Consider the following 26,456-nt stretch of genomic DNA (forward strand, 5'->3'; position numbering starts at 1 on the left):
GCCGACGAGCGCTTTGACATTAATCGCGCTACTTTGGGCACTCTTTCGTTTCTGTTTCCGTGAACTGGGTTCTCTGGAAGGGATTGTTGTCACCGACATCAGAACTTTACCTTTTGGGCCCACTGAGTTGCGATGACAGAATTCGCCTTGTCACCTTGGTCTGAGTTTGGCAGCTTGACCTTCTCCACGATCTTCGGATCCGGAAGGGTTTCAAGGGCCTTGGAAGATAGTTTTCCTGCCTCGGCAAGTTCCGTAAAGCGTGCTGGAACGGCACCTCCCAAAGCATATTGCTCAGACCCCTCATCCGAGGTAAGCCAGTCAATCCAAAGGCGGGCAGCGTTAGGATGGGGAGACTCGATAGTGCACGGTTGTGCGTAGTAATTGCCGAATACACCATCTTCGAGAACTGTCATCTCAAAATCAACGCCATCCTTTATCAACTGGTCCTGCACACCCACCCAGTTGTAATTCCAGTCGAAAATGACCGATGCTTCACCAGTGGTCATTCCCGAAGCAGGATCTGCTGTCGGCACAAGGTGGCCCATTTCTGCGAGCTCGGCAAAGAAGTCGATTCCTGGTTGAATATCGTCCAAAGATCCACCATTAGCTAGCGCCGCTGCGAAGACGGTAGCGATGGAAGAGGCGCCCTGGCGTGGATCGCCCGGCAGAGAAATCTTCCCCTTGTACTGCGGGTCTTTCAGATCTTGAAAGGTGGTCGGAACCTCGACGTCCTTCTTGTTGACACCAACAGAGAGGACACCGTAGTAGGCACCTACCCACATGCCGTCCTTGTCTTTGAGGTTTTCAGGGATAGCGTCCCAGTTAGAAGGCTTGTATGCCTCAATGAGCTTCTGGTTGATCGCAGGAGTGGTGAATGAGTAGCCAATGTCGAGGATGTCGGGCTGCGTTTCTTGACCCCGAAGGTTCTTTACCGCTTCAAGTTCTTCCGCAGAAGAGGCGTCTGGGGAGTCGACCTTGATTTTTACGCCGTATTTTTCTTCGAACTTTTGGAAGTGGCCTTTGTAGTTTGCCCACGTTTCAGGATAGGCAATGAGACGAACTTCGCCTTCTTCCTTGGCAAGCTTCACAATCTCGTCGAGGTTGCCACCTGCATTGCGGTTGGCCGTAGTTGAAGAGCTATTTCCTCCGCAGGCTGCAATAGTCGTGCCGGTAACGGCAAGTCCTGCGCCTAGGCCGAGAGCCTGGAGAATTGAACGTCGGGAAAGTGTGCTGGACATTGAGTAATCCTTTCGAGTCCGGAGTGAGCTTGAGGACCAATTTCTGGACACTGAAAAGTCTGGCACTCGATGATTTCCCCTAGGTTCCCTCCAGGTTAACTCTAGTGGAAGACAATTTAATACCTTTAAGCAAGAGTTCCTGTCCTTTATAGGGGCCACTTATGCTGGCTTCCGTAACGGTTGACGGAGTTCTTGATTGGAGAAAATATGCCTTTTGTAGAGCTGGTATTAGAATCTTCGGCAGTAATTTTCGATTTTAACGGAACGCTGAGTAACGATGAGGCGGTCTTGGAGAAGGCCTATGACAATGCGCTTAGAAAGTTGAAACTTGAACCATTAAAAGAGGGTGAATACGAAGCCTTGCTTGGGCTAAGTGACCGAGATATTTCACGGATGCTGACGGAAGCTCGTTCTGCAGAACACCGTGTAGAGGAGTTACTTGAAGCTCTGACTGCGAGCTATCTTGAGCAAAGCCGTGGAAATGAGCTGATTGGAACCAAGACGGTGAGCATGATCCAGGCACTCCAGAGCCGAGACATAAGGGTTGGAATCGTCACCGGTACTTTTAGGAAGCTCATTGAGCCTGTGTTGTTTGAGAGTAACTTATCGGCCCTCATCCCATTTGCTGTGACAATCGAAGATGTAAAACGGGAAAACCGGACCCGGAAGGTTTCCTTCTTGGGGCCAAGGTGCTGGGAGTAGACCCTAAGTCTGTGTTGGTATTTGAGGATTCCGCGGCAGGGATTGCTAGCGCTCATTCCGCAGGGATGGCAGCTGTTGCCGTGGGGCCGAAATCGAAGGGCATGGAGCTCTGTGACTACTCCTTTGACGCAATGGAGAATGCGGCAGAGGTCGTCCTACGCGGTATCTAGCGGATCTGTGAAAACTTCCACTTGAGCTAAATCGCAACGAAGGACATCGAGAGAGTGCTCGATTGGGGTGTCGTCTTTCGAATATGTCGTTCTCTTAATCCTTAGGATGGGCTGGTCGGAACGTAGTTGAAGCTTCTTCTGCTCCCATGCTGTTGGAAGAGCAGGAGTGATCGTTTCCCTCTTGTGAGAGGGTTTCGCGCAATATCGCTTAGACAGGAGCTCATACAAAGACCCTGTCAAGTCTTGACTCAAGAGGTCCGGAGCGACTGGGACTGGGAAGAAAGAATCTTCTATCAACATCGGTACTCCGCTGACTCTGCGTAGTCTAACAATGCGGAATACCTGAGCGTGCTGCTCTAGACCCAATATTTCGGCGATTTCTGGACGTGCAGATTGCAAGTCAGTGTCCAATACTTGGGACTTAACAATGCGGCCCCTCTCTCGGAGCTGGGGAAGGAATCCTTCTATTCTGTTGAGTTCGACGGTGGGCGGTGTCGACTTAATGTAGGTTCCGCCTCCGCGGCCTCGGCGACGCTCAAGGAGGTCTTCGGCCTCGAGTATGTCCAAGGCTCGGCGTAGCGTAATTCTTGATGCATTGAAGGACTCAGAGAGTGTGCGCTCTGAAGGAAGTACATCACCGGGCTTCAAATCGCCATTTGTAATCCGTGAGCGTAGCTCGTCGGCGATATGAAGGTAGAGGTGCGTCTGGCGTTCGAGGCTGTACACACGGACTATCGTACTGTCTGCCTTAAGTGACAATTGGATTGATAGCTCCGTGAATTCCACGTGGGGAGAAGCGACGGCGACGACAACCGTGTCTACCTCGGCGACGAGTTAATGGTCGGCGGTGGAGACGACAGCACCGACGGTCTTAGCTCCAAGCTCCTGCGGAACGGGTACCCCTGCCGCCGAAAACGACCAAGGGCCCAGCCCTCCACGCACTTGCGGTGGAAGAGGCTGGGCCTTCGGGCTGTCGCGGCGCTTAGCGGCCGAAGTTCTGTACGGCGAAGAGCTTGCCCTCCGGGGTGACGGCCATGCCGATGCCCACGGACTTCGCGCGAGGGTCGAGCAGGTTCTTGCGGTGGCCCGGGGAGTCCATCCAGAGCTGAACCAGGCGGGCGTCGCTGTAGTCGTTCCAGGCCTGGAGGACGTTCTCGCCACCAGCCGGCAGGCCGGCGGGGTAGTGGGTCCAGTAGTTCGGACGATGGCGGGTAACGCCATCGCGGCTCAGGGTGTTGGCCCAGTCTTGCGCCAGGTTGGAGAGGCTGGGGTCGACGCGCAGCGGGGCCAGGCCGTTGGCCACGCGCTGAGCATTGGTCTGGTTGATGAGGCCCTGGACGCTGGCTGCTGCCGGGGCCGGGTGCGCGACGGGGCCGGCGGCGGCCGGGACGTGCTGGGTGATGTTCTGCGGCAGGCCGAAGGCGGAGGCATTGAACGGGCCGAAGGAGCTGGCGGCGTAAGCCGGGGCGGTGACGGAGCCGGCGAAGAGGGCTGCGGCAGCCGCGACCGGGGCGACGAACTTCTTAGTGGTGGAACCAAACTGAAGGCGGAACATTGACGGTGCCTTTCTTTACTTCAAGCCTGAATTGGCGGGTGATTACTGCGCTTCCGCAGCTCTTTTCACTTAAAAGTAAAGCTCTCCATAGCTATCAAAAGCCAGCTGACCAGCAACTTTAAGGTTCGAGGGCGATTTTGCGAAGGTTTGCGGTCGGGTTCTCAGAGAAATTCTGAGTTTCGGCGCTTTTTGCCTGAATTTGCATAGATAAATCCAGTTAGCTTCGAATCTGGGGGTGACACCCGGGGGTGGTGGCTCAGGTAGGGGGTTTGGCGACCTGCGTTTTTAGTTGGTGACGGGGCAGCCTTTAACGATTACTTGTCTATTTCTTTAAAAAAATATGGACATTCACTGGGAAACTGGATTTTGCACTTATGGAAGCCCGATGCGGCGAAGGTCAGCGCGGTGGTGTCGCGGGTGAGTTACTTGATGTCCGTGACCGCGTCTGGGTTTTTGTCAAGCCATTCCTGGACGGCCCTAGGCTCCTCGCCCTCGCCGTACTCGTTGACAATGAGATCTTCGAGGCTGCCATAGTGATCGTCGTCAAGCTTTAGCTCCCTGAGCCACTCAGCGACTTCCGGGTTGTCGGACTCGAAGCCCCCGCGTGCTAGCCAGTGCAGGCCCTCGGTAGTGTCCAGAGTTCCCTCCGGGTCCTGCAGATCCTTAACGGCGAATGTGGAGTTGGCCCAGAAGGGGCGCCACAGGGTGACCACGATGTCCTTCTTGGCAGCGGTGGCGGATTCCAGCTCCGAGAGCATAGCCGGGGTGGAAGAGGTGGCCAGGGTGTAGTCGTTGAGGTCGTAGGCGTCGATGGTCTCCTGGGAGGCCTTGGTCAGGCCGGCGCCTGGCTCGATGCCCACGACCTGGCCGTCGAAGCGGATGGCCTGGCCCTTGAGGTCCGCAATGGAATCGATGCCGTCGACGTACTCCGGCACAGCCCAGGTCAGGCGCGCGTTGTCATAGAAGGCGCCGTAGTCCTCAATGGTCCTGCCGTGCTCGTCCATGTACTGCTTGTGAGTGTGCTCCGGCCACGCGGCCGGGTAGATATCGATCTCGCCGGAGGCGAGTGCGGTGTAGACCGAGGAGGCGTCGCTAAGCGGCGTATGCTCCACCGCGTAGCCGGCTGCCTTGAGCTTATTGTCCAACAGGAAGGCGGCGGACAAGCCCTCCGACCACGTGGGAATGTAGCCCAGCGTGATGGTCGCGGGATCCTTATCCGTGGTGGAGGAGGAAAGTACTGACGCGCACGATGCAAGGGGAACGGCCAGTGCTGCCGCAAGGATGGTGGGCAATACCTGACGGGGAAGCATGGTGTGTCCTTTCGCGGAGTGTGGTGACAACATCGCTAAAGCAATGGGCCGCGAAAATACAGTAGCGCGAGTGGGTAGGATCGGTGCAAGGTATGAAGGAGGGGCGATGCGCAGGCACGTTGTGGTTATGGGGGGGTATCGAGCTGCGGAAAGTCTACGGTGGGGGAGCTGCTGGCGCAGCGCACCGGCCTTCCTTTTCGTGACGGTGACGATATGCACCCTGCGGCGAACATAGAGAAGATGGCGGCGGGGCGCGCGCTTGACGACGATGACCGCAAGCCCTGGCTCGAGTCCATCGGACGATTTCTCGCTGCTCAGGAGTCCGGCGCCATCGTGGGATGCTCCGCACTCAAGCGCTTCTACCGCGATCTCATCCGGGCCGCGGCGCCGGAGACCGTCACCAGCGTGACGAAGGCGTGCACCTTGAAGAAGATGACCATAACCAAGATGGCGGCGATGGAGGCGACTGCAATTCCGAGCAACGGACCGGCGCCCAGGACCGGTTCCCAGGTATCCATGACGTTCAAGAGGCAAAGCCTTCTCTGCGCTATGTGATCTAGGTTTACCCCCGTTTTCTATGTGGTTACAACCACCGGGTGTGAAGTTGCCACCCATGCAGTAGTGTGTGAAACATGAAGAACCGCATTCTTGCCGCAGCTGCCGCTGCGGTTGTATCTCTAAGCCTCTCCGCCCCCGTCGCCAGTGCCGAGCTCACCCAGACCGAGCGCGATCAGTTCCTCACCGACCCGGTAGGTGCCATCGCGTGGCAGTCCATTAAGGGCTCATCCAACGCTGTGCGTGCCGACGGCGGATCTTTCACCGCTGCCTCCTTCTATTCCATGACCTCCCCGGGTCAGAATATTGGCATGCCCGCGCTGCAGGGCTGCGCTGAGCGGGTTGGTTCCTCCTCGCCGGCGGGCGGAGTGCGCTTCGTCGCCGCGGCACTGTGTGCCACGTTCGATTCGAACGCGCGTGCCGAGGTGCAGCGCGCGAACCTGCCCACCCTGTAGCTGTGCCTCGCACGATCCTTACCTATATATAAAGGAACCCCGACCGAGAACAATGCGGTCGGGGTTCCTTGCAGTTGTGCTATGCGCCGAGGGCGCTGCACTAGAAGGGGCGGGGGCTGTGTTTTAGAACAGGCCCTCAGCCTCCTTGCCAAAGTCGTTGACGGTTGCCTTGCGGGAATCAACGTTCTGGTCGTTGGCGGTGGAGTTGTCACCCTTCAGGCGGGAAATCTGGGTAACCTCGATGAAGTTCTTCAGGCGGCCTTCCTTGGTGTTGCCGTCGCCGAAGTCCAGGTTGGCAACGCGAGCGGACTCACCAGCGTTGATCGGGTTGGCCAGGGTCACCTCGAAGGAGCGGGTGGAGGTCTTCTCGTCGAAGCCCAGGTCGCGGATGTGTGCACCGTTGGAGGAACGCGGGGTGATGAGGCGGTCAACGCCCTTCGGGCCCTCAGCGGTCTTGACATCAACGCGGTACTGAACTGCCGGGAAGTCGCCGTAGTAGCGCTCGGAGCCGACGTTCTCCAGGCGGAGAGCAACGGTACCGGCGAAACCAGCGTGCTTAGCACCGGAGGTGGTCAGAACCGGCTTCAGGTCCAGCTTCTCGTTGGAAGCGGTGCCGTTGTCGATCTGCTCCTGCTTCTTCTTGTCGGCTTCCTCTTCCTTCTTGCCCTCAGCCTCGGACACGGCCTTCTCCTCCGGAGCGACCTCGTTGTCCTTGAGGACCTCGGCGTCAGCCTCCGGGGACTTCTCCTCCTCAACAACCTTCGGGTCGTTGACGTCGGTGGTGTTCTGAGCGTCCTTGTTCGGAGCGTAGGAATCCGCGATGTCGTCGTACAGCTTGACGCGAACCTCGTTCTTCATCGGCTGCATTGCGGACCAGAAGGTCGGGGTGGACCAGGTGCCGTTCGGCTTGCAGTACTGCTGGGTACCGGTCATGTTCAGAACGCGGAAGCCGTAGGTGGCCTCACCGGTGTGGTTCGGCGGAACGTCGTACGGTCCGATGGACTGGCCGGCCTCCCAGGACAGGGAGTAGGACGCGGAAGCGCCCAGCTTGGTGGCAATCTGGCGGGAGACGCCGAAGGAGCCCTCAGCACCCTTGCCGGAGCCCTTGCCGCCCAGGTTCATGGAGGTGGTCTCGGTACGGTCACCGTTGACGGACAAAGAGATGGACTGGGACTTGGACAGCTTCTGCTGCAGCGGGATGTCCTTCTTGGTCTGGTTGGTGGTGGAGATGGTGCCAGCCGGCATGAAGTTGTCGGTCACCTTGTAGACCACGGTGCGGTGGTCCTCCCACGGGTTGCACACCGGGCGCGGGTTGAGGACGTTGGCCTTCATGTGGTCGGAACCGTGGGTGGTGTGAACGATGGGGAGCTTGGCGTTGACGGCCGGGGTCTCCGGGTAGGACTCGGTGTGGGTTGCAGCAGAAGCTGCCGGTGCGATGAGGGCGGTGCCTGCAATCGCGAGGCCGGCGACGAGGCCAGCGGTACGACGACGCATGGTCATGGTGAAATCTCCTGAAAAATGTTGGTTTGGGTCTTCGAGAAGAACTCGAATGTCGGGCGACGCACTGTGCATGCGCTGTACGGCCCTGTGTGTTTCCGTACGGCTCAGTGCGTGACGTGAAGTAACCATAAGGCGGATTTCAGGAAAGCGCACCCTTAACGTTGTGTATACTTTTGACCTTAAATTAAATTTCGATAGGGTAGCACGGAGGTGAACAATTGGCTAAGAAATTTGCCTCTACCTCGCAAATGTCCCTATAGACCGTATGGTGCGAAAACGTCTGCTTGACCGATTGGACATAAACTAAAGTTTGACCTCATCCAGGGGTGAAATCGGGTTGCTGGAAGGTGTCGGGAAGTTACTTTTTAACCCGCAAGAAGCAAGCAAAATTGCAAAAGTTAACACCCACGGCTTAAAACCTGCTGAAGTTAACGCCGTCTAATCCTCTTCGATCTCCGGATCCTCGGCGCGTGCCTGTTCAAAGACCTCGGCCGCTGCGCGCAGGTTGATAGCGCCGATAAGGAGCCCAACCACGATGTCCGGCCACGGGCTTGCCCACGCCAGCATCACCAGGCCAGCCAACAGGATGAGCACGTTCGCGGCCACGTCGTTGCGTGCCGCCAGCCACGCCCCGCGGGTGAGCGCCCCACCGCGGCGCAGCCGCACCAGCAGCAGGGCGCACACGAGATTGATGAGCATCGCCACCACGGCAGTGCCGGACAAGGCAAAGGGTTCCGGGACGGCTCCAGTGATCATCTTCCATATGGCGGTGCTTAGTGACGCCACCGCGGGCACCAGAATCAGCCCCGCCAACACGTAGCTTGCCTTTCGGCGTCCCTCCGGGCGCCACCGTAGCGCTGCGAGCACGAGCGCGTTGATGAGGAAGTCCTCCAAGAAATCGGCTGCGTCCGCGAACAAGGAAGCGGAGCCAATAATGGAGGCGACGAGGACCTCGCCGAAGAACCCGAGGAGGTTCAGCGCAGCCACCCAGGCCACGATGCGGCGCGCGCGGGCATCTAGGGTGGAGGAGGACAGCTCGTGAGTCATAGCGGTTCAGCTTACTATGTTACCGCTGCGTCACGTGCTCAGGGGTGGGCTAGTCGGAGACGACGATGTCGTCGTCGCGGCGGTGCTTCTCACCGGCAAACCCACCGTAAGCGGTAATCAGCGCGGCGACGGCCAAGATGATGATTCCGGGGATGGGGCTAGGGGTGTCGTTGGACGCATTCATCGCTGTGGCGAGGAAGGGGAGCAGTCCGGCGACCGCGGAGGCAATGTTGGCGGAAATCGCCACTCCGGAATAGCGGACGTTTGCCGGGAAGATCTCGGACAACAGCACGCCGGATACCGAGTAGGTGATGGTGACTAGGGAGAGCCCCAGGCAGACTGCCAGGGTGAGTAGTACCACGTTGCCTGAATCAATCATGGCCCACAGCGGCCACGCCATCACTGCAGTGGCCACTCCGCCAAAGCCAATGATGCGCCCGGGGCCGAACTTTTCGCCGAGTCGGCCAAAGAAGAGATTGATAAAGATCTGGCACACAGCGGCCAACAGGGTTGCGTTGACAACAGTCTGGCGTTCAAAATCCAGGGCCGTGGTGGCGTAGGAAAGTACGTAGGTGCTCATGACGAAGAATCCGCCGATGCCCAGGAAGGCCGCGGCCGATGCCAGGCAGAGCTGCGGAAAGTGGCGGGTGAACAGCTCCTTGAGTGAGCCCTTGTGGGCAGCTTCGTCGGCTTCAGCTTCCTCCTCTAGGGCCTTGTATACGGGGGACTCTTCGGCCTTGGTGCGGATCCACAAGGCAACGCCCAAGAATGGGAAGGCGATGAGGAAGGGGATGCGCCAGCCCCATGAGTTGACAGCGTCGTCGCTCAGCATAAGAACAAGTGCGAAGGCGCCGGAAGATAGGAGTGTTCCCGCGGGGGAGCCGATCTGAACGAACGCTGCGTAGCGCCCACGCTTTTCCGCGGGAGCGTGCTCGATTGCCATCGTGGTGGCGCCGCCCCACTCGCCGCCTACAGCGACTCCTTGAAGAAGGCGGAGAATCACTAGCGCGATGGGAGCCCAGACGCCGATCGAGGCGTACGTGGGGAGTAAGCCAATGATGCCGGTGGCTACGCCGATGACAACGATGGAGATGATGAGCGCTGGGCGCCGGCCCATCTTGTCACCGATTTGGCCGAATAGCACGGCGCCGAGTGGGCGGGCGAGGAATCCGACGCCGAACGTAGCGAAGGACGCGAGCGCTGCTCCCGTGCCGGACATTCCAGAGAAGAACAGGTCATTGAAGACGAGAGCGGCGGCGGTGCCGAAGAGGAAGAAGTCGTACCACTCGAGCGCTGTGCCTACGAAGGCTGAGCTGGCGATGCGGAAGACGTCCTTGGAATCGACCTGGATTTCTGCGTGCTGAGACTCTGCGGGCAGACTCTCAGTGGGAACTGCTGAAGATGCGGGAGTGCTCATGTCGAGGTGCTCCTTGTGTGAGACATATTACCTTTCCCAACACGATAGAGTCAGATCACCTCGCGGGGTGCCGTCTTGAGTGTTTTTATGCATGGCACCAGATTCTGAGCGGTTCAGCTGTGACCGTGCACACCACTGTTTCGATCTAGTGTGGCGCGCGGCGAAGAGCGAGGAGTGCCTTGGCTGCATCCTTCGGGCGGGAGATGTCCAATCCGGTAGTGTCCGTGACCTGGCGAAGGCGATTAATCACCGTATTGCGATGGCAGCCTAAAGTGCGCGCGGTGTCCTTTACTGATCCAGAATCCAGAAAGGCCACGAGCGTCTCGTACACCGGCTCATGCTCCCAGCGCAGCGTGTCTATGTCGCGGGTGAGTTCGTTGATTCCGCTGTGCTCAAAGTTGGCCAGGGCATCCCCGGCCACGGCCCAGAGAAGCTCGGGCGCGTCGTACAGCATGCTGAGCTCGCCGGTTGCCGCGAAGACGCTCGGAGCCTGCCGTGCGGCGTTCCGGACGCCTTCGAGGCCCGCGGTGTGGGAAAACCGTACTCCCGGGACGGTGACGAGTGAATTACTGGAAAGTTGAGTGGATGCTGGCTGATTAGCCATGGGCCAGAAGGCCACAAAAGTGCCGCGAAAGCCATGGCCAAAAGCCTTTCCTGCGGAGATTGGGCTGCGCAGCAGGCTATTGAGGCGAATTGCTGCACTGGGGTGGGCTACGACAACGTCAAAGGAATCGGTTAGGCCGACCCCTAGCGCGCGGGCGACCTCTGCAATGTCGAAGGGGTCCAATTGTTCCGCGGAGAATAGCCGTTCCACGTGGCGGGCGTGCGCAAGCTGCGCGTCGTTGTGGCTGCGGGCTTCTTCAAGGAGAAAGGCATCACGCACCATCAGGTTGTACGAAGTCACAACGGAATGGATCTGAGACACGTGGTCAATCAGTGTGTCCTGATCTGCGCCTGCGGCGGTGCGTAGGTGTGACCAGAGGATGGTGAAGTCAAGCTGGATGGCGTCGATAAGCCAGGCCAGTTCCACGCCCTGCTGTGCACGCCGACGTCCCAGCGCCTGCGAGTGCGCCTCCATGTCCTCTAAGGGCATCGCGCCTGTCAGGATGTCGGTGATGTGGGCGAAGGCTTCGAAGGCGGTAAGGCGTAGCTCTTCGTCGCTCACCCGCGCATCACCGTACCGGTCCCCAAATTCCGTCAGGAAGTCCTCCACCATCTGTGGGACGTGGGCGCGGGAGACAATGGCTCGCCACCTGTCATCGTGCATGTGCACAAGCCTACACAGTGATGGTTAGTACTTTGCCTGGTGCGTGTCACAGTACGAACTAGGATGTGGTGAACCACACAAGGAGGATGCATGATCACGCTTATTGACAACGCCCACATCCTTACCCAAGACCCTGACCACCCGGTGGCGTCAGCAGTTGCGTGTGCCAACGGGCGCGTTCTGGCGCTGGACCAGGCAGCGCGGTCGTTGCCTGCCGGTGAGACGTGGGATGCCGGCGGGCGCACACTCACCCCCGGGTTCAATGATGCCCACGCCCACTCAGTGTGGTTCGGCCAAACGCTGCTTGATGTCTCCCTAGACCGCGCCACCACGCCCGATGATGTCTACGGCGCGCTTTCTGCTGCTGAGCCTAACCCCGACGGGTGGATAGTTGCTGCCGGCTTCCGGCCCTCAGGGTTGGACGCTTCCGTTGACATTGCAGCGCTGGATCGCGCGACGAACGGCAAGCCTCTGCTCATTAAGCACAATTCTGGGCACGCCTACACAGTGAACACGGCTGCTCTTCGTGCCGCGGGCGTGGACCCCGCAGATCCCCCTGAGGTCGAAGGCGGGGAGTTCCTCACCGATGACAATGGGTGCACCGGTGTACTGGATGAAAACGCGATGCGCTACATCCAAGAGGTCACGCTGCCTGAATCCGGAGCAGAGATTGGCCGCGCGCTGGAGAAGGCTACCCGGCAGTACCTGGAATGGGGCCTGACGTCAGTAACGGATGCTGGCGTGGCCGGCGGGTGGATTGGGCATAGCCCCCGGGAAATCGCTGCCTACCAAGACGCCACCCTGCACACACGAATGCAGGTGATGGTCACCATGGACGTACTGCATGCAGTGGCAGGGCACGCGGCAGACGGTCCCGGCTGGGGACTTGATGGCGGAATCCGCACGGGATTCGGTGACGAGTGGTTGCAGTTGGGACCGGTCAAGATATTTAGCGACGGATCGCTACTGGGCACCACCGCCGCCCTCACGGAGGACTATGCCTGCTGCGCGCACCATGGCTACTTTCAAGGAGATCCGTCCCAGATGCGCTCCCGCGCTCTCGACGCGGCGGCCTCCGGCTGGTCCCTGGCCATTCACGCTATTGGGGACGCCGCAGTGGACTTTGCCATTGAAACCTTGGAGGAAGCCACTGCACGCTATGGCGCCCCGTCGATGCCGCACCGCATCGAGCACGGCGGGGTGGTGCGGCCGGATCAGATAGAGCGGCTGCGCGGTCAACCCATCGTCGTGGTGCCGCAGCCATTGTTCATCTCAGCCTTCGGAGACGCCATGGCAGAGGCATTGGGTCCCAAACGCGCTGCGCTGAGCTACCCGGGCAAGCGTCTGCTTGATGCCTCTCTGGTCCTTCCCGGCAGCTCCGATCAACCCGTCGCGCCGGGCCGGCCGCTGGACGTCATGCAGGCTTTCGTGGAGCGGCGCACCGCGTCCGGCGAGCTCTATGGGTCACAGGACCGGCTAACACCTGCGGAAGCCCTGTACGCCTACACCGCCGGATCGGCTGCAGCGACAGGCTGGGCAGGGCGCAAGGGACAGGTGATTCCGGGCCAGTTGGCGGACTTCGCCTTGCTGTCCCACGACCCTTTGACCACTGCATTCACAGACATCAGCGTGGACGCCACCATCGTCGGCGGCGAGCTGCGCTACGGAACTATCTAAGGAGAACATCATGCGAGAGACCACCAACGAACAATTCCTGGCAGACTTTCAGGCCATGTCCGCGAATGGCGCGACTCCGGGCGGCGGTGTGGAGCGCCAGGCGGCGAGTGAGGGCGATAACCTCAACCGCGCCTGGTTCCACGAGGTACTGGAGTCCCTCGGCGCGCGGGTCATCTATGACGAGATTGGTAACCAGTACGGCCTCTTCGAACTCGTGCCGGGCGCGGACTACGTGGGGCTGGGTTCGCACCTGGACTCGCAGCCGCTAGCTGGCCGCTTCGATGGCGCGTATGGTGTGCTGGCCGCTGCACATGCGGCGGGCCGGGTGGCGCAGTCCGGCGTGGACGCGCGCTACAACCTCGCCGTAATCAACTGGTTCAACGAGGAAGGCTCGCGCTTCGCGCCGTCCATGATGGGCAGTTCTGTCTTCACGGGGGTGCTTGCGCTTTCCGACGCCCAATCGGTCACCGATCTCGCCGGCGTCACCGTCGCGCAGGCGCAGGAGGAAGCGGGCTGGGCCCCGCGCGAGGAAGCACCGACGCTGGCAGCATACGCGGAAATTCACGTGGAGCAGGGCAAGGAGCTCGAGGCCGCGGGCAACACCATTGGTCTGGTCACGGCCACGTGGGGAGCGCGAAAATTCCAGGCCGTGGTGTCCGGCGAGCAGGGGCATACCGGGTCGACGCTCATGGCGGACCGGCGCGATGCGCTCTTCGGCGCTTCGCTCATCATCTCCGCGGTCCAGCGGCTGACCCGTGAGTTCCCGGAGGGTAAGCTGCAGGCCTCGGTATCGCAGTTGACGCTGGAGCCGAACTCGCCGGTGACGATCGCCCGTGAGGTGCGCTTCAACGTGGACCTGCGCTCGCCGTCCTCGGAGGTCCTGTCCCAGGCGCAGGAGAAGCTGCGGGAGCTCATCACCGCGGCGGAGGAAGAATCCCGCACGTCCGTGGCGCTGGATCTCACCCACGAGTGGGCGCTCAACCCGTACCCGGACGCCGGAGTAAAGCTGGCGCGCGAGGTAGTGGAGGAGCTGGGCTACCCCCACCAGGAGATCTACACGGTGGCCGGGCACGATTCGACGAACCTCAAGGAGTTCGTACCCACGGTCATGCTGTTCATCCCGTCTAAAGACGGCATCTCCCACAACGAGAAGGAATTCACCACTGAGTCCGACTGCGTGGCCGGCCTGGACGTGCTCACGCACGTGACCCGTCGGTTGGTCGTCTCCGGCTGCGGGGAGAGCTAGTTCGTGTCGCTCCAGGGCTCGTAGCCGTAGGCGCGCAGCGCGATCTCGAATCCGCGGCGCATGGCGGCGAGCTCGTCCTCGCTGACCTCGTAGGTACGCAGGCGGGCCGGTCCCGCCATGGGGACGTTAAGCAGGAAGCGCCCGCCCTCCTCAGTGATGCGGCAGACGCGGCGGCGCAGATCCGCAGGGTCGTCGGTCAGCGTAATGAGATCGTCGCGCACCAAGCGCTTGACGGCTTGACCAATGGTGGCAGACTGCCAGCCCAATACCTTGCGCAGTTCGAGCAGGGAAATGGGGCCCTGCTTATCGATGAGCCGGAGAAGTGCGAGATGAGAGCCGGAGATTCCATAGTGACGGCGCGCCTCGGTATCAAAACGGTTACGAGCGCGTTCGAGCCGCAGCCATGCCGAAATGGTCTCCTGGACGGATTCGTTGTGTGTCACGATTTCTAGACTAAAAGTGCTGCCGGGGACTCCGCAAGCAGTTCTGAGGGCTGTAAACATGGAAAAACGTAGACAACATCAAACTCAGAACTGAAAAACTTCAGCGCCCGGGCCGCACGCAGTGGGGGCCTCGGACGCTGAAGCTTCTCTATCTCTCTCTGTGTGCGTTCTCTCCAACGCACGAAAGATAGTATGCAACTTTTTTATTAAAAATGTATGTGGCAATCTCGAATCTTTCCTCCCAGATCTCTGTGAGCGTCCTACCCTCGGCTTTTCATCCCCGAAGCAGCCGGCGGGGGAGGGTGCGGGGGATGCGAGCGGGGGTGGAGGAGGCGAAACGCCGTCGAGCCCCCAGGTTTGAACGGGGGCTCGACGGTGTCTCTATCACGTACCTTCGTTTATCGGCCTAAGCCGCCCTCCGAAGGGATGAACTGCTCCCCATTAGTTGGACTGAGAAAATCAGTTACCGACTAGTGGGGAGTAGTTTTCATTGAGAGCTCGAAGTTCGCTGAGTGAGCATCAGCGCGAGCAGTTGGTTGAACTTTTTGAGCAAGGCATGGGCTTTAAGGCTGCTGCTACTGCTCTTGATGTCTCCAAATACGCCGTCTGTATGCTCTATCGTCGGTTTACGCTGCATGGCAGGTTATGTCTCGTGGAGAAACCGACTAAGCAGCAGTATTCGTTCGAAATCAAGAAGGAAGTTGTCCAACGCCACCTTGCTGGTGAGACAGCGATGGATCTCGCGCGTGAATTTGGCCTGTCATCAGAGCAGCTAGTCAGCCAGTGGTCGTGGAAATGGCGTAAAGGTGGCGATGACGCGTTAAAACCGAAGCCGAAAGGCAGGCCTAAAGGTTCGGCCGCGCCGAAGCTGCTCACGGAGGAGGACAAGCTGCGTCGCCAGATCGCACGGTTGGAAGCGGACAACGCTTACTTAAAAAAATGCGGGACGTGAGGAATCAGGGACGCGCCTGAAAGTCCAGGCGATTGTCATCCTCAAGTCACAGCATCGTCTGCAATACCTTTTGGATGCGGCAGGCATGCCGAGATCGACGTTCTTCTACCACCAGAAACGACTCAGCGAGCCGGACAAGCACGCTGCGCTCAAAGACGCGATCCGGGAAAGCTTCGAACGTAACAAGCATCGCTACGGCTACAGGCGAGTGCTACTTGACCTGCGCAACCAGGGGTGGGTGGTCAACCACAGGCTCGTCTACAAACTCATGTGCGAGTTGGGGCTTCGAGCCAAGGTCCGCCAGCGCAGGCTATATGTTTCCTACAACGGGACGATCAGCCACATTGCCGAGAACACACTTGACCGCAAGTTCACCTCAGATAAGCCAAACACCGTCTTTGTCAGCGACGTCACCGAGTTCAGGATCGCAGGCCGCAAAGTCTACCTGTCACCGGTGATGGATCTGTTCGACCGTTCAATCGTTGCCCACACCGTGGCTACATCACCGTCGACAGCCTTTACCGCCGATGCTTTAACTCAGACGATTAAAATGTGTGCGCCTGAGACTGGGGGGATGATGCACACCGATCAAGGTTTCCAGTACCGGCATTCGTCCTGGCGCAACCTCATTCATGACAACGGCGGTGTTCAGTCGATGTCGCGTAAAGCCAACTGCTACGACAATGCGGTCATGGAGAACTTCTTCGGCCACTTGAAAACCGAGATGTACCACGGAGAAGTCTTCGACACCGTCGCAGAGTTCAACCAGGCGATCGACGACTACATCCAGTGGTACAACACCGAACGCATCCAACAACGACTCAAGGGCTTGACCCCGATGCAATATCGAAATCAGACCCTTGAAGCCCTAACCACCTAGAGTTAAACCAGTCCAACTTTCGGGGGCCAGTTCATTGTGCTACCATCTCCCTCAGCCCGAGAGGGTGCCACAACAGATCCTTTAAGGACCGCGCACTGACGCGGAGAAGGAGCAGAATAATGAGAGAACTCATGGACGCTGCGGATATCAACCGCACGCTCGACCGCATTTCGCACCAGATCATTGAAAAGACCGCGGACGCTGACCGCGTTGTCCTCCTGGGAATCCCTTCCGGCGGCGTTCCCTTGGCGAAGCGGCTCGCCACCAAGATCGAGCAGTACGGGGGAAAGACGATCCCCTCCGGCTCTCTTGACACCACGCTTTACCGTGATGACCTGCGCGGACGCCCGCACCGCGCGCTGCAGCCCACCTCCATCCCCGACGAGGGGATCGACGGCGCCACCGTTGTGCTGGTGGACGACGTGCTGTACTCCGGCCGCACCATCCGCGCCGCGCTCGACAGCCTGCGCGACTTGGGCCGCCCCGCGCGCATCCAGCTGGCGGTCCTAGTGGACCGCGGCCACCGCGAGCTGCCAGTTCGGGCGGACTACGTGGGCAAGAACCTGCCCACCTCCACCGAAGAAAAGGTCGCTGTGCTGCTGGAAGAGATTGACGGCAGCGACTCGGTCATCCTCACTCGAAAGGAAGCGTAAGAAGCGTGAAGCACCTCCTGAGCATTTCTGACCTGTCCAAGGACGAGATCGTCGCCCTGATGGACACCGCCGACCGCTTCCGCGAGTCGCTCGAGGGCCGCTCTGTGCCCCAGCTGCCCACGCTGCGCGGCCGCATGGTGTTCAACCTCTTCTACGAGAACTCCACGCGCACCCGCTCCTCCTTCGAGGCCGCGGGCAAGGCACTGTCGGCCAACATGATGAACATCGCCGCCTCCACCTCCTCGGTAAAGAAGGGCGAGTCCCTGCGGGACACGGGCCTGACGCTGAAGGCGCTGGGCGCCGACGCGATCATCATCCGCCACCCGCTCTCCGGCGCGCCCCAGCACCTGGCCGAGGTTGTCGCCCCGGGCGGCAAGGGCCCGAGCGTGGTCAACGCCGGCGACGGCCGCCACCAGCACCCCACCCAGGCCCTGCTGGACGCGGTGACCATGCGCTCGCGCATCGGGGACGTGGCAGGCAAGAAGGTTGTCATCTGCGGCGACTGCCTGCACTCGCGCGTGGTGCGCTCCAACGTGGACCTGTTGTCCACCCTCGGCGCGGAGGTGGTGCTCGTGGCGCCGCCGACCCTGTTGCCGGTGGGCGTGGAGAACTGGCCGGTACGCACCTCCGCCGACTTCGACGCGGAACTGCCCGACGCGGACGTGGTGATGATGCTGCGTGTGCAGGCCGAGCGCATGCTGGGCGGCTTCTTCCCGTCCAACCGCGAGTACTCCGCGCTCTTCGGCATGAACGAGGAGCGCTCCGCCGCGATGAAGCCCGGTGCGATTGTCATGCACCCCGGCCCGATGCTGCGCGGCATGGAGATGGACTACGTGGTGCCGGACCAGGACAAGTCCACCGTGCTGCAGCAGGTGGCCACCGGCGTGCACGCCCGTATGGCTGTGCTCTACACCCTTCTTGCCAACGAGGATCTGGCCTAACCGGGCCGCGAAAGGACGACTTCCATGACTTCCCTGCTCATCACCAACGTCCGCCCCTACGGCGAGGGCGAGCCGGTTAACGTGCTGGTGGAAAACGGCGTGATCGCCTCCGTCAACGCGGGCGCGGACGCCCAGGCGGATTCCACGCTCGACGGCAAGGGCGCTGTGCTCCTGCCGGGCCTGGTGGACATGCACGTGCACCTGCGCGAGCCCGGCGGCGAAGACGCCGAAACCATCGAGACCGGTTCCCGCGCCGCCGCGCGCGGCGGGTTCACTGCCGTGTTCGCCATGGCGAACACCACCCCGGTGAACGATTCCCCGGTGATCTCCGAGGCCATCTGGCACAAGGGCCAGCAGGTGGGCCTGTGCGACGTGCACCCGGTGGGCGCCGTTACCAAGGGCCTAGAGGGCGAGACGCTCACCGAGTTCGGCCTCATGGCCCGCTCCGACGCCAAGGTGCGCATGTTCTCCGACGACGGCAAGTGCGTTGAAAACCCGCGCGTCATGCGCCGCGCCATCGAGTACGCCCGCGGTACCGACGTGTTGCTGGCCCAGCACTGCGAGGAGCCGCGCCTGACCGAGGGGGCCAGCGCCCACGAGGGCGAGAACGCTGGCCGCCTCGGCCTGGGCGGCTGGCCACGCGTCGCCGAGGAGTCCATCGTGGCCCGCGACATCCTGCTTGCCCGCGACTACCACGGCCGCGTCCACTTCTGCCACGCCTCCACCGCCGGCTCCGTCGAGCTGATCGCATGGGGCAAGCAGCAGGGCGCGGACATCACCGCCGAGGTGACCCCGCACCACCTCCTGCTCTCCGACGACCTGCTGGACACCTACGACGGCACCTACCGCGTCAACCCGCCGCTGCGCGAGGAGACCGATGTGGAGGCGTTGCGCAGGGCGCTTCTCGACGGCACCGTGGACGTCGTCGCCACCGACCACGCACCCCACACCCCCGAGGACAAGGCATGCGAGTTCGAGCTCGCTCGCCCGGGCATGCTGGGTCTGGAGACCTCCCTGGCCATCATCGCCGAGATCTTTGTCAGGGGCGGCCTCGCCGACTGGCGCTGGGTGGCCAAGGTCATGTCCGAGCGCCCCGCCGAGATCACCCGCCTCGCCGACCAGGGCCGGCCCATCGCCGAGGGCGAGCCGGCCAACCTGACCCTGGTCAACGAGGACGACACGTGGGCGGTGGACGAGGCCGGCTTCGCCTCCAAGTCCAGCAACACGCCGTACCGCGGCCACACCTTCAGCACCCGCGTCGCCGCGACGGTGTTGCGGGGCGAGGTGACGTTCGCTGGGGATCGTCGATAAGCAAACAGTGATAATTCTCATACGCGTTAGGCATAGAACAAGCAGCCGCCTCGGCGTTACCATCGACAGTGGACGGAATTCCCACCGTCCTCTTCCAACTCGAAAAGGAGTTTCCAATGCCTGTCAGCCTTAGCGGCCGCAAATTCACCAAGCTACTCGACTTCACCCCCGATGAAATTCGCTACCTGATCAAGCTCTCCAAAGAGTTCAAGAATCTGAAGCTCACCGGCACCCCGCACCGCTACCTTGAGGGCAAGAACATCGTCCTGCTCTTTGAGAAGACCTCCACCCGCACCCGCTGCTCCTTCGAGGTCGCCGGCATGGACCTGGGCATGGGCGTGACCTACCTGGACCCGGGCTCCTCGCAGATGGGCAAGAAGGAATCCATCGAGGACACCGCCCGCGTGCTCGGTCGGATGTACGACGGCATCGAGTACCGCGGCTTCGCCCAGGAGATCGTCGAGGACCTGGCCGCCAACGCCGGCGTGCCGGTGTGGAACGGCCTGACCACGGAGTTCCACCCCACCCAGATGATCGCGGACATGCTCACGGTGGAGGAGAACTTCCCGCAGGGCCTTAAGGGCCTCAAGTTCGTGTTCATGGGCGACGCCCAGAACAACGTGGCCAACTCGCTCATGGTCGTCTGCGCCAAGCTGGGCTTGGACTTCGTCGCCTGCGGCCCGCAGGAGCAGATGCCCAAGGCCGAGCTGGTGGAGCAGTGCAAGGAGATTGCCGCTGAGAACGGCGGCTCCGTTACCCTGACCGAGGACGTGGACGCGGCCGCCACCGGCGCGCACGTGATCTACACCGACATCTGGGTGTCCATGGGCGAGCCCGACGACATCTGGGAGTCCCGCATCAAGCTCCTCGAGCCCTACCGCGTGACCAAGGACGTCATGGCCAAGGCCGCCGACGACGCTATCTTCATGCACTGCCTGCCCTCCTTCCACGACACGAAGACCACCATCGGCGCCGACATCGCCGAGAAGTTCGGCGTGTCCGAGATGGAAGTCTCCGACGAGGTCTTCGAGTCCGCGCAGTCCAAGGTTTTCGACGAGGCCGAGAACCGCATGCACACCATCAAGGCCGTCATGTACGCCACCCTCAGCTAGGAGAATCAACATGGGACACCGTTTGGTTGTCGCCCTCGGCGGGAACGCCTTGGGCAACTCGCCCCAGGAGCAGCTCGAGCTGATCCAGGGCACCGCCACCGCGCTGGTCGACCTCATCGAAGGCGGCCACGAGGTGATCATCACCCATGGCAACGGTCCTCAGGTGGGCATGATCAAGGTTGCCACCGACAATTCGGCCGAGAAGGTCGGCGGCACGCCGGAGATCCCGTTCCCCGAGTGCTCCGCCATGAGCCAGGGCTACATCGGCTACCACCTGCAGCAGGCGCTGGAAAACGAGCTCCACAAGCGGGACATTGCCAAGCCCGTGGCGTCGCTGATCACCCAGACACTAGTTCAGGCCGATGACCCGGCCTTCAACAACCCGAACAAACCCGTCGGCTCCTTCTACTCCGAGGAGGACGCGAAGCGCCTCATGGAGGAGACCGGCGAGACGTACGTGGAGGACTCCGGCCGCGGCTGGCGCTGGGTTGTGGCATCGCCGCAGCCGACGGAGATCGTCGAGGGCGAGGCCATCACCTCGCTCGTCAACGCAGGCGCAGTGGTTATCTCCACCGGCGGCGGCGGCATCCCCGTTGTCCGCCGCGACGGCGGCGGCTTCGAGGGCGTGCCCGCCGTGATTGACAAGGACCGCTCCGCCGCGATCATGGCTGACCAAGTTGGCGCGAGCCACCTGATCATCCTCACGGCCGTGGCGAACGTGGCAGTCAACTTCAATACGCCCGAGCAGCGCGACCTGACCGAGATCACCGTCGACGAGGCCAAGCAGCACATGGCGGACGGCCAGTTCGCCCCCGGCTCCATGCTGCCTAAGGTGGAGGCGTGCGTCTCCTACGTCGAGGGCGGCGCCGGGCGGACCGCCATCATCACCTCGCTGGAGAACGCCGGCGAGGCCCTGAACGGCACCGTGGGCACCTCCATCAAGAGCTAAGCCCGCCGCCCAATCGCGGGGCGCGGAACCTAGAAAGGTTTCGTGCCCCGTTTTCGTGGCCAAATAGTTGGCGCGCACCAACTTGTCGGGTAAAGGGTCAGAAAGCGTGTCTGGGATCGGGGATTTTTAGGTTCTGACCTGTAGGTTAGCGTCAGATATACGCTTTGGGAGCATATATCTGGCCTCAACGCGGTAAATCCACAGTGTGGCTGCCCGCCTGTGGTAGTAGGCGGTGGTGTGGTGGCTCAATGCCAAAGAACCGACCACGCTGCTACTGCGGCGGTGATACCAAACGCAATGGAACAACCCGCAAAGGCACTACCCGATGGCGATGCAAAGCCTGCGGTGCTTCAGTCAGCAAAAGCCGGCCAGATGTCGCCAAAGCAGCTACATTCGCCCAGTTTATCGAGCACTGCACCACCACAACCACGCTTTCAGCAGTAGCCAAACACAATGGTGTCAGCACTTCAACGATTAAACGACGCTTCAGCTGGTGCTGGCTTGTTGACGTTCCTGATCCCACTATCGGGCATACAGGCCGAATCTACGATCAGGTTTTTATCGATGGGCCCTACACCACCAGTGGATGCTTAATCGTGGCCGCCACCATCGACCACGTCATCGCCTGGCACTGGTGCAAACGCGAAACCACCCACGCGTATAAACAGCTTTTGCAGCGCATCCCAGCACCGTTTATCGCTGTCATCGATGGCGGTCAAGGAGCTGCCAGCGCTATCAAATAATGCTGGCCTTCTACGGTTATCCAGCGCTGCCTGGTGCATGCTCAACGCGTAGTCCGCCGCTACACGACCTCACGCCCACGCACTGATGCCGGGCGCACCATCTACCAGCTAGCGCTAAAACCCACACGTATTAGCACTATCGACCAAGCCAGCCAGTGGGGTGCTCAACTGCGTGAATTCGCCTCGGTCTACCGCAGCTGGTTAGACGAAAAGACGCTTGTTAAAGACCCTCAGACCGGTCGTTGGACGCGCACCTGGACTAATGCCAGCGTGCGCAAGGCCCTACAGCAGTTTGAACCACCTCTGGCGCAGCAACCTGCTGTTTGTCTTCCTCAACCCACCCGACGGAGTCCTGGGCCTGGCCCCCGGAAAGTAGACACGTCGGGGGTTAGCTATGCTGCTTGGGTCAGTGTAGTTGATGTGAGTGCTTCGAAGGCATCGGGGGCTAGAAGGTTGCACCAGGAGTGCCGTCTGCGCGTGTTGTAGCGCATGCACCACCGGAAGACTTCTTGGCGACAGCTGATTGGATTGTCAAAGACTTTCCGATCACGCAAGACTTCACGTTTTAAGGTGGCGTTAAACGATTCTGCCAGGGCATTATCGGCACTCGTTCCCACCGCTCCCATGGATTGGCGCACACCAAGATGAGCGCAGTGGTCCCTAAATGCTTGTGAGGTGTACACACTGCCATGATCAGAATGGAAAATTGCCCCTTTAAGGCTTCCGCGGACTCTTCTGGCATGAGACAAAGCTTCGATAACCAGCGATACCCGCATGTGATCGGCGAGCGCATGACCAACGAGCTTGCGCGAGTAGACGTCGATGACCGTGGCCAGGTACATGTTCTTGCCGCCCTTACACGGCAGGTAGGTGATATCGCCTACGTAGACGTGGTTCGGCCTGTCAGCGGTGAATTTGCGGCCTATTAAATCTGGCATGACTCGGTGGCCAGGCTTGCGCCTGGTGGTGATGCACCGACGCCGCTTACTAAAGCCTTTCAGTCCCATGGATTTCATGATGCGTGCAACCTTCTTATGGTTGGCCGGAGGAAAGTCCGTATCGTCGTTGAGGCTTGCAGCGATGCGTTTAACACCATAAAGCCCGTGCTCATCATCGAAGATGGTTTTGATTTTTGCGCCAATAAGAGCATCAGAGCACATATTTAACCTGCGTTTTTCGCGGGTGTTAACCCATTTGTAGAACGAGGAGCGATTGAGCTTTAACACGTGGCACATCCGCTTGACCGAGTATTCGGTTCGGTGGTCATAGACAAACTGGAAGCGGATTACCAGCGTGTCTCTTTAAGCAAAATACTTCGCGGCCTTACGCAGGATATCGCGTTCTTCACGAAGCTTAGAGACTTCCTTTTCTAGCTGGCGGATCCGCTCAGAATCAGTCGTCGCCTGAGCCTCATCGCGCAAGGTCTTCGTGCGAGCACGCTTGCCGGTGTCGTACTGCTTAAGCCAGGAGAAAAGTGAGGAACGATTGACTCCAAGCTCTGCTGAAGCCGCGTGAAGTGAGAGGTCCTCATTGTTTTCGTAGAGGGCCACAGCATCACGTTTGAACTGTTCGGAGTACCTAGGCATGGTGGTAGATTACCTTTCTTCCCAACCCAACCGGGCTGGATATCAGGTGTCTACCTAACGGGGGTCAGGTCCCCTTGACACACAACGGATAAAAGTCACCACCAACAGCCTTGAAGGCGGTATCAACTCCCAGCTGAAACTACTAGCACTCGTTCACCGCGGAAGACGCGGTGAACACCAACGCCGAATGCTTAAGTGGTGGCTGTATCTAAAACAGAACTGCCCGACGATCCCGTAGAAATCGCCAGGCAGTCCAACTGGGGCCAGGACCAACTCGCCAAAGTACCTATCCTGACCCACAACGAGAACCAAGCAGACCACGAAACAGGACGACCAGCCCTCTACGACAACGCTATCGACACCAACTACACCCACTCAATCGGCATCCAAAAAGGACAAATCTAACCCAAGCGACACGCCGAGCCAGACACACTTTTGACCCTTAACCCAACTTGTCCGCAATGCGGAGGTTTGAGGCGCGGAGGGGGCAAAAACACGCACGTTATAGGCGCCGTTTCCGCTGATAGAAAGCCTGTGGGAAGCAATTTTATAATGCCAACGAGCGGGAGCTGGGCTATCACGAGCTCGAGATTGCGCTGACCGCGTACGGCGAGACCGGCGGGGAGGACGTCGAGAAGCAACCCGGGTACTACCGGCGGCGTTAAAGATCGGGGAGATCGCGTACAACGGCGTCGACGAGCTACTGGGCGGCGGAGGCGGCGTGCGCTCCGCGGCAGACGGTATCCGGGTACGGTCTGCCGATCGGCCGGAAGCTAGTGCAGGCGCTGACGGGCATCGTTCACATCGCCCGCACCACCCCGAAAACCACCCTGGCCACGCCTACTTGCCCAACAACATCGGCGTGCCGAGCGCCGGGGTGCACGCACACGCGCTTCATCGAGGTCCACCACGTTAAGGAATGGGAAAACGGGGCCACACAGATCTGGAGAATCTGCTGCCCCTGTGTTCCGCGTGCCATTCACTGGTGACGGACGGCTACCTGCGCATCGTTCGGGAGGCGTCGCACCTCCACTTCATCTACGGCGACGGTAGCCGGTACGTCTCCGTGAACCACTCCTTGCCCCGCCGAGGGCGGGGGGAGGGCACCGGCCCTAGCTGTAGATGAGCACCTGCGCGACAAGCATCGCGCCGCCGAAGACGAACATGAACGCCACCATCGGCCAGACGAACTTCAACCAGTGGGAGTACTTGATATGCAGCATCTGCAGCGTGGCCATAACCAGGCCGGTCGGGGCGATGAAGAGCATCGCGTACTGGCCCCAGTTGTAGGCGGACACGGCGATGAAGCGGGGGATGCCCACGGAGTCCGCGAGCGGGGCTATGATCGGCATCGCCAGCACGGCGAGGCCGGAGGACGAGGGCACCACGAAGCCGAGGAAGAAGAACACCAGCATCAGCATCAGGATGAACACGGGGCCGTGCATGCCGGAGACGAGGCGGGTGGCGGCGTCGAGCATGGTGTCGGAGATCATGCCCTCGTTGAGGACCAAGTTGATGCCGCGGGCGAGGCCGATGATCAAGGCCACGCCCACCATCTCGGAAGCGCCCTGCGAGAAGGCCTCAACTACCTCGCCCTCGCTGAGCTTGTGCTTGCCAAACAGCGACAGGATCATGATGATGATCGCGATGATGAGGAAGGACGCTGCCATGGTGGGGAACCACCAGCCCTGGCCCATCACGCCCCACACCATGATGGGGAAGGCCGCAGCGAAGAGGATCAGGATGACCTTCTGCTTCAGGTCGAACGACCGGATGTCCTCCTCCGCGGTGTCGAGCTGCCACTGCGCGTTGAACTTCTCGCGGTCCTCGTAGGCGATGGAGGCCGAGGGGTCCTTCTTAATCTTCTTGGCGTACCAGTACAGGTAGGCAATCACCACGATCGCGCCCACCACCGCGCCGGCGACACGCCAGCCGATACCCTCGGTGAACTTAATGCCCGCGGAGTTGGCGGCGATGATGACCGAGAACGGGTTGATGGTGGAGAATGCCGAGCCGATGGAGCCGGCGAGGAACACCGAGCCAACCACAATGATCGCGTCGAAGCCGAGCGAGATGAAGATGGGGGCGAGGATGGGGTAAAACGCCACCGCCTCCTCCTCAAGGCCGCAGAAGGAGCCGCCCATCACCATAAGGATCGACACCGCGGCGACGAGAATGAACTCGCGGCCCTTCGTCTTCTTGGTCAGCGCGAACAAGCCGGATTCGAACGCCCCGGTTGCGCGCACTACGCCGATGAGGCCGCCGAGCACCAGGATGAACACGATGATGTCCACGCCCTCGATGGTGCCGTGCACCATGCTGAGCGGGATGTCCATAAAGCCGGCGTGGTTCGGGTCAACGCGCTCGTAGGTGCCGGGGATGGAGACGGGGTTGGTGATGTCCCCGCCGGTGAAGCTGTCGATGTTGATCGGCACGCCCAGCTGGTCCAGGGTTTCCTGGGTGGCGGGCATATCGCTGGTCTCGCCGCCCGGCGCGGTGACGACGAGGTCGCCGGCGCCCTCGTTGTACTCCACCTTGGAGTAGGAGCCGGCTGGCACCCACCAAGTACAGAGCACCGCGATGACGGTGAGGAAAAAGAGAATGGTGAAGGCCGACGGGAACTCGAATTTCTTCTTCTTCTTCTCAGGGGCCTCTTGCTGGGGAACTGCCGTGGTCACGGTGTTAGTCCTTCCCTGGCTAGGTGCCCGGGGCGAACGTCCCAGGCGAGTGGTCGGTACAAGAACAAA

18 protein-coding genes and 6 pseudogenes are annotated in these 26,456 nt (G+C 60.5%); 13 read left to right on the forward strand and 11 right to left on the reverse strand.

All coding sequences use genetic code 11. The features are described from left to right. Positions 1-98 precede the first annotated feature (98 nt). Positions 99-1,238, reverse strand: a complete 1,140-nt coding sequence (locus tag ACKFR8_RS11930) for an ABC transporter substrate-binding protein (RefSeq protein WP_408930190.1) — start codon at positions 1,236-1,238, stop codon at positions 99-101. 207 nt (positions 1,239-1,445) lie between these two features. On the opposite strand from ACKFR8_RS11930, the pseudogene ACKFR8_RS11935 reads away from it, so the two are divergent. Continuing rightward, positions 1,446-2,110, forward strand: a pseudogene (locus ACKFR8_RS11935) (HAD family hydrolase). On the opposite strand, the gene ACKFR8_RS11940 reads toward ACKFR8_RS11935, so the two are convergent. The 3 genes from ACKFR8_RS11940 to ACKFR8_RS11950 form a co-directional block, all read right to left on the reverse strand. Continuing rightward, a complete protein-coding gene (locus ACKFR8_RS11940; RefSeq protein WP_366780291.1) occupies positions 2,096-2,896 on the reverse strand; it encodes a GntR family transcriptional regulator in 801 nt (266 codons plus the stop codon). The pseudogene ACKFR8_RS11935 and the gene ACKFR8_RS11940 overlap by 15 nt on opposite strands. Positions 2,897-3,092: 196 nt before the next feature. Then, positions 3,093-3,665, reverse strand: coding sequence for a CAP domain-containing protein (locus tag ACKFR8_RS11945; RefSeq protein ID WP_408930191.1), 573 nt, complete (start codon positions 3,663-3,665; stop codon positions 3,093-3,095). 422 nt (positions 3,666-4,087) lie between these two features. Continuing rightward, a complete protein-coding gene (locus ACKFR8_RS11950) occupies positions 4,088-4,975 on the reverse strand; it encodes a glycine betaine ABC transporter substrate-binding protein (protein WP_408930192.1) in 888 nt (295 codons plus the stop codon). 106 nt (positions 4,976-5,081) lie between these two features. Here ACKFR8_RS11950 and ACKFR8_RS11955 point away from each other — a divergent pair. Further along, positions 5,082-5,374, forward strand: a pseudogene (locus tag ACKFR8_RS11955) (gluconokinase); the annotation flags it as partial. 233 nt (positions 5,375-5,607) lie between these two features. Further along, entirely contained in the window at positions 5,608-5,985 is a 378-nt protein-coding gene (locus ACKFR8_RS11960; RefSeq protein WP_296131927.1) for a hypothetical protein, read from the forward strand. Between the two features lie 123 nt (positions 5,986-6,108). On the opposite strand, the gene ACKFR8_RS11965 is transcribed toward ACKFR8_RS11960, so the two are convergent. The 4 genes from ACKFR8_RS11965 to ACKFR8_RS11980 all read right to left on the reverse strand — a co-directional run bounded on the left by ACKFR8_RS11965 (position 6,109) and on the right by ACKFR8_RS11980 (position 11,216). Beyond that, positions 6,109-7,485 (reverse strand): hypothetical protein, encoded by a 1,377-nt coding sequence (locus ACKFR8_RS11965; RefSeq protein ID WP_408930193.1) that lies wholly within the window; start codon positions 7,483-7,485, stop codon positions 6,109-6,111. A gap of 438 nt (positions 7,486-7,923) precedes the next feature. Then, positions 7,924-8,532 carry a cation transporter gene (locus ACKFR8_RS11970; RefSeq protein ID WP_408930194.1) on the reverse strand — a complete coding sequence of 203 codons (609 nt, stop codon included), beginning with the start codon at positions 8,530-8,532 and terminating at the stop codon, positions 7,924-7,926. Between the two features lie 49 nt (positions 8,533-8,581). Continuing rightward, on the reverse strand, positions 8,582-9,949 hold the full coding sequence (locus ACKFR8_RS11975; RefSeq protein ID WP_408930195.1) for an MFS transporter: 1,368 nt from the start codon (positions 9,947-9,949) through the stop codon (positions 8,582-8,584). A gap of 145 nt (positions 9,950-10,094) precedes the next feature. After that, positions 10,095-11,216: a PucR family transcriptional regulator gene (locus tag ACKFR8_RS11980; protein WP_408930196.1), complete on the reverse strand. Its 1,122-nt coding sequence runs from the start codon at positions 11,214-11,216 to the stop codon at positions 10,095-10,097. A 90-nt stretch (positions 11,217-11,306) separates the two neighbouring features. On the opposite strand from ACKFR8_RS11980, the gene ACKFR8_RS11985 reads away from it, so the two are divergent. Both ACKFR8_RS11985 and ACKFR8_RS11990 read left to right on the forward strand, forming a co-directional pair. Further along, entirely contained in the window at positions 11,307-12,893 is a 1,587-nt protein-coding gene (locus ACKFR8_RS11985) for an amidohydrolase (protein WP_408930197.1), read from the forward strand. A 10-nt stretch (positions 12,894-12,903) separates the two neighbouring features. Next, positions 12,904-14,139 carry a M20 family metallo-hydrolase gene (locus ACKFR8_RS11990; protein ID WP_296131948.1) on the forward strand — a complete coding sequence of 412 codons (1,236 nt, stop codon included), beginning with the start codon at positions 12,904-12,906 and terminating at the stop codon, positions 14,137-14,139. Here ACKFR8_RS11990 and ACKFR8_RS11995 read toward each other — a convergent pair. Next, complete coding sequence (locus ACKFR8_RS11995; protein ID WP_296131951.1) at positions 14,136-14,582, reverse strand: MarR family winged helix-turn-helix transcriptional regulator; 447 nt, start codon at positions 14,580-14,582, stop codon at positions 14,136-14,138. The genes ACKFR8_RS11990 and ACKFR8_RS11995 overlap by 4 nt on opposite strands. A 536-nt stretch (positions 14,583-15,118) precedes the next feature. Between ACKFR8_RS11995 and ACKFR8_RS12000 the strand changes: the two are divergent. From ACKFR8_RS12000 to ACKFR8_RS12030, 7 genes and pseudogenes are all read left to right on the forward strand, one after another. After that, a pseudogene (locus tag ACKFR8_RS12000) lies at positions 15,119-16,414 on the forward strand (IS3 family transposase). A gap of 95 nt (positions 16,415-16,509) precedes the next feature. Beyond that, positions 16,510-17,067 carry a bifunctional pyr operon transcriptional regulator/uracil phosphoribosyltransferase PyrR gene (gene pyrR, locus ACKFR8_RS12005; RefSeq protein WP_408931019.1) on the forward strand — a complete coding sequence of 186 codons (558 nt, stop codon included), beginning with the start codon at positions 16,510-16,512 and terminating at the stop codon, positions 17,065-17,067. A 5-nt stretch (positions 17,068-17,072) separates the two neighbouring features. Next, complete coding sequence (locus ACKFR8_RS12010; RefSeq protein ID WP_306506955.1) at positions 17,073-18,008, forward strand: aspartate carbamoyltransferase catalytic subunit; 936 nt, start codon at positions 17,073-17,075, stop codon at positions 18,006-18,008. A 24-nt stretch (positions 18,009-18,032) separates the two neighbouring features. Beyond that, positions 18,033-19,319 (forward strand): dihydroorotase, encoded by a 1,287-nt coding sequence (locus ACKFR8_RS12015; RefSeq protein ID WP_306506956.1) that lies wholly within the window; start codon positions 18,033-18,035, stop codon positions 19,317-19,319. Between the two features lie 116 nt (positions 19,320-19,435). After that, positions 19,436-20,431 (forward strand): ornithine carbamoyltransferase, encoded by a 996-nt coding sequence (gene argF, locus ACKFR8_RS12020; RefSeq protein ID WP_306506957.1) that lies wholly within the window; start codon positions 19,436-19,438, stop codon positions 20,429-20,431. A 10-nt stretch (positions 20,432-20,441) separates the two neighbouring features. Then, positions 20,442-21,380 (forward strand): carbamate kinase, encoded by a 939-nt coding sequence (gene arcC, locus ACKFR8_RS12025; RefSeq protein WP_408930198.1) that lies wholly within the window; start codon positions 20,442-20,444, stop codon positions 21,378-21,380. A gap of 248 nt (positions 21,381-21,628) precedes the next feature. Beyond that, a pseudogene (locus tag ACKFR8_RS12030) lies at positions 21,629-22,478 on the forward strand (IS1249 family transposase); the annotation flags it as partial. 37 nt (positions 22,479-22,515) lie between these two features. Here ACKFR8_RS12030 and ACKFR8_RS12035 read toward each other — a convergent pair. Beyond that, a pseudogene (locus ACKFR8_RS12035) lies at positions 22,516-23,709 on the reverse strand (IS3 family transposase). A 73-nt stretch (positions 23,710-23,782) separates the two neighbouring features. Here ACKFR8_RS12035 and ACKFR8_RS12040 point away from each other — a divergent pair. Beyond that, a pseudogene (locus ACKFR8_RS12040) lies at positions 23,783-24,114 on the forward strand (IS256 family transposase); the annotation flags it as partial. Positions 24,115-24,821: 707 nt separating this feature from the next. On the opposite strand, the gene ACKFR8_RS12045 reads toward ACKFR8_RS12040, so the two are convergent. Next, complete coding sequence (locus ACKFR8_RS12045; protein ID WP_408930199.1) at positions 24,822-26,387, reverse strand: YfcC family protein; 1,566 nt, start codon at positions 26,385-26,387, stop codon at positions 24,822-24,824. Positions 26,388-26,456: the final 69 nt, after the last annotated feature.

The organism is Corynebacterium axilliensis (assembly GCF_046097495.1).
Taxonomy (GTDB): Bacteria; Actinomycetota; Actinomycetes; order Mycobacteriales; family Mycobacteriaceae; genus Corynebacterium.

What these genes read in the sequence shown, in the direction of transcription:
- ACKFR8_RS11930 (WP_408930190.1), bottom strand. Translation starts at nt 1,238, where the DNA reads ATGTCCAGCACACTTTCCCGACGTTCAATTCTCCAGGCTCTCGGCCTA.
- ACKFR8_RS11945 (WP_408930191.1), bottom strand. Translation starts at nt 3,665, where the DNA reads ATGTTCCGCCTTCAGTTTGGTTCCACCACTAAGAAGTTCGTCGCCCCG.
- ACKFR8_RS11950 (WP_408930192.1), bottom strand. Translation starts at nt 4,975, where the DNA reads ATGCTTCCCCGTCAGGTATTGCCCACCATCCTTGCGGCAGCACTGGCC.
- ACKFR8_RS11960 (WP_296131927.1), top strand. Translation starts at nt 5,608, where the DNA reads ATGAAGAACCGCATTCTTGCCGCAGCTGCCGCTGCGGTTGTATCTCTA.
- ACKFR8_RS11965 (WP_408930193.1), bottom strand. Translation starts at nt 7,485, where the DNA reads ATGACCATGCGTCGTCGTACCGCTGGCCTCGTCGCCGGCCTCGCGATT.
- ACKFR8_RS11970 (WP_408930194.1), bottom strand. Translation starts at nt 8,532, where the DNA reads ATGACTCACGAGCTGTCCTCCTCCACCCTAGATGCCCGCGCGCGCCGC.
- ACKFR8_RS11975 (WP_408930195.1), bottom strand. Translation starts at nt 9,949, where the DNA reads ATGAGCACTCCCGCATCTTCAGCAGTTCCCACTGAGAGTCTGCCCGCA.
- ACKFR8_RS11980 (WP_408930196.1), bottom strand. Translation starts at nt 11,216, where the DNA reads ATGCACGATGACAGGTGGCGAGCCATTGTCTCCCGCGCCCACGTCCCA.
- ACKFR8_RS11985 (WP_408930197.1), top strand. Translation starts at nt 11,307, where the DNA reads ATGATCACGCTTATTGACAACGCCCACATCCTTACCCAAGACCCTGAC.
- ACKFR8_RS11990 (WP_296131948.1), top strand. Translation starts at nt 12,904, where the DNA reads ATGCGAGAGACCACCAACGAACAATTCCTGGCAGACTTTCAGGCCATG.
- ACKFR8_RS12015 (WP_306506956.1), top strand. Translation starts at nt 18,033, where the DNA reads ATGACTTCCCTGCTCATCACCAACGTCCGCCCCTACGGCGAGGGCGAG.
- argF (WP_306506957.1), top strand. Translation starts at nt 19,436, where the DNA reads ATGCCTGTCAGCCTTAGCGGCCGCAAATTCACCAAGCTACTCGACTTC.
- arcC (WP_408930198.1), top strand. Translation starts at nt 20,442, where the DNA reads ATGGGACACCGTTTGGTTGTCGCCCTCGGCGGGAACGCCTTGGGCAAC.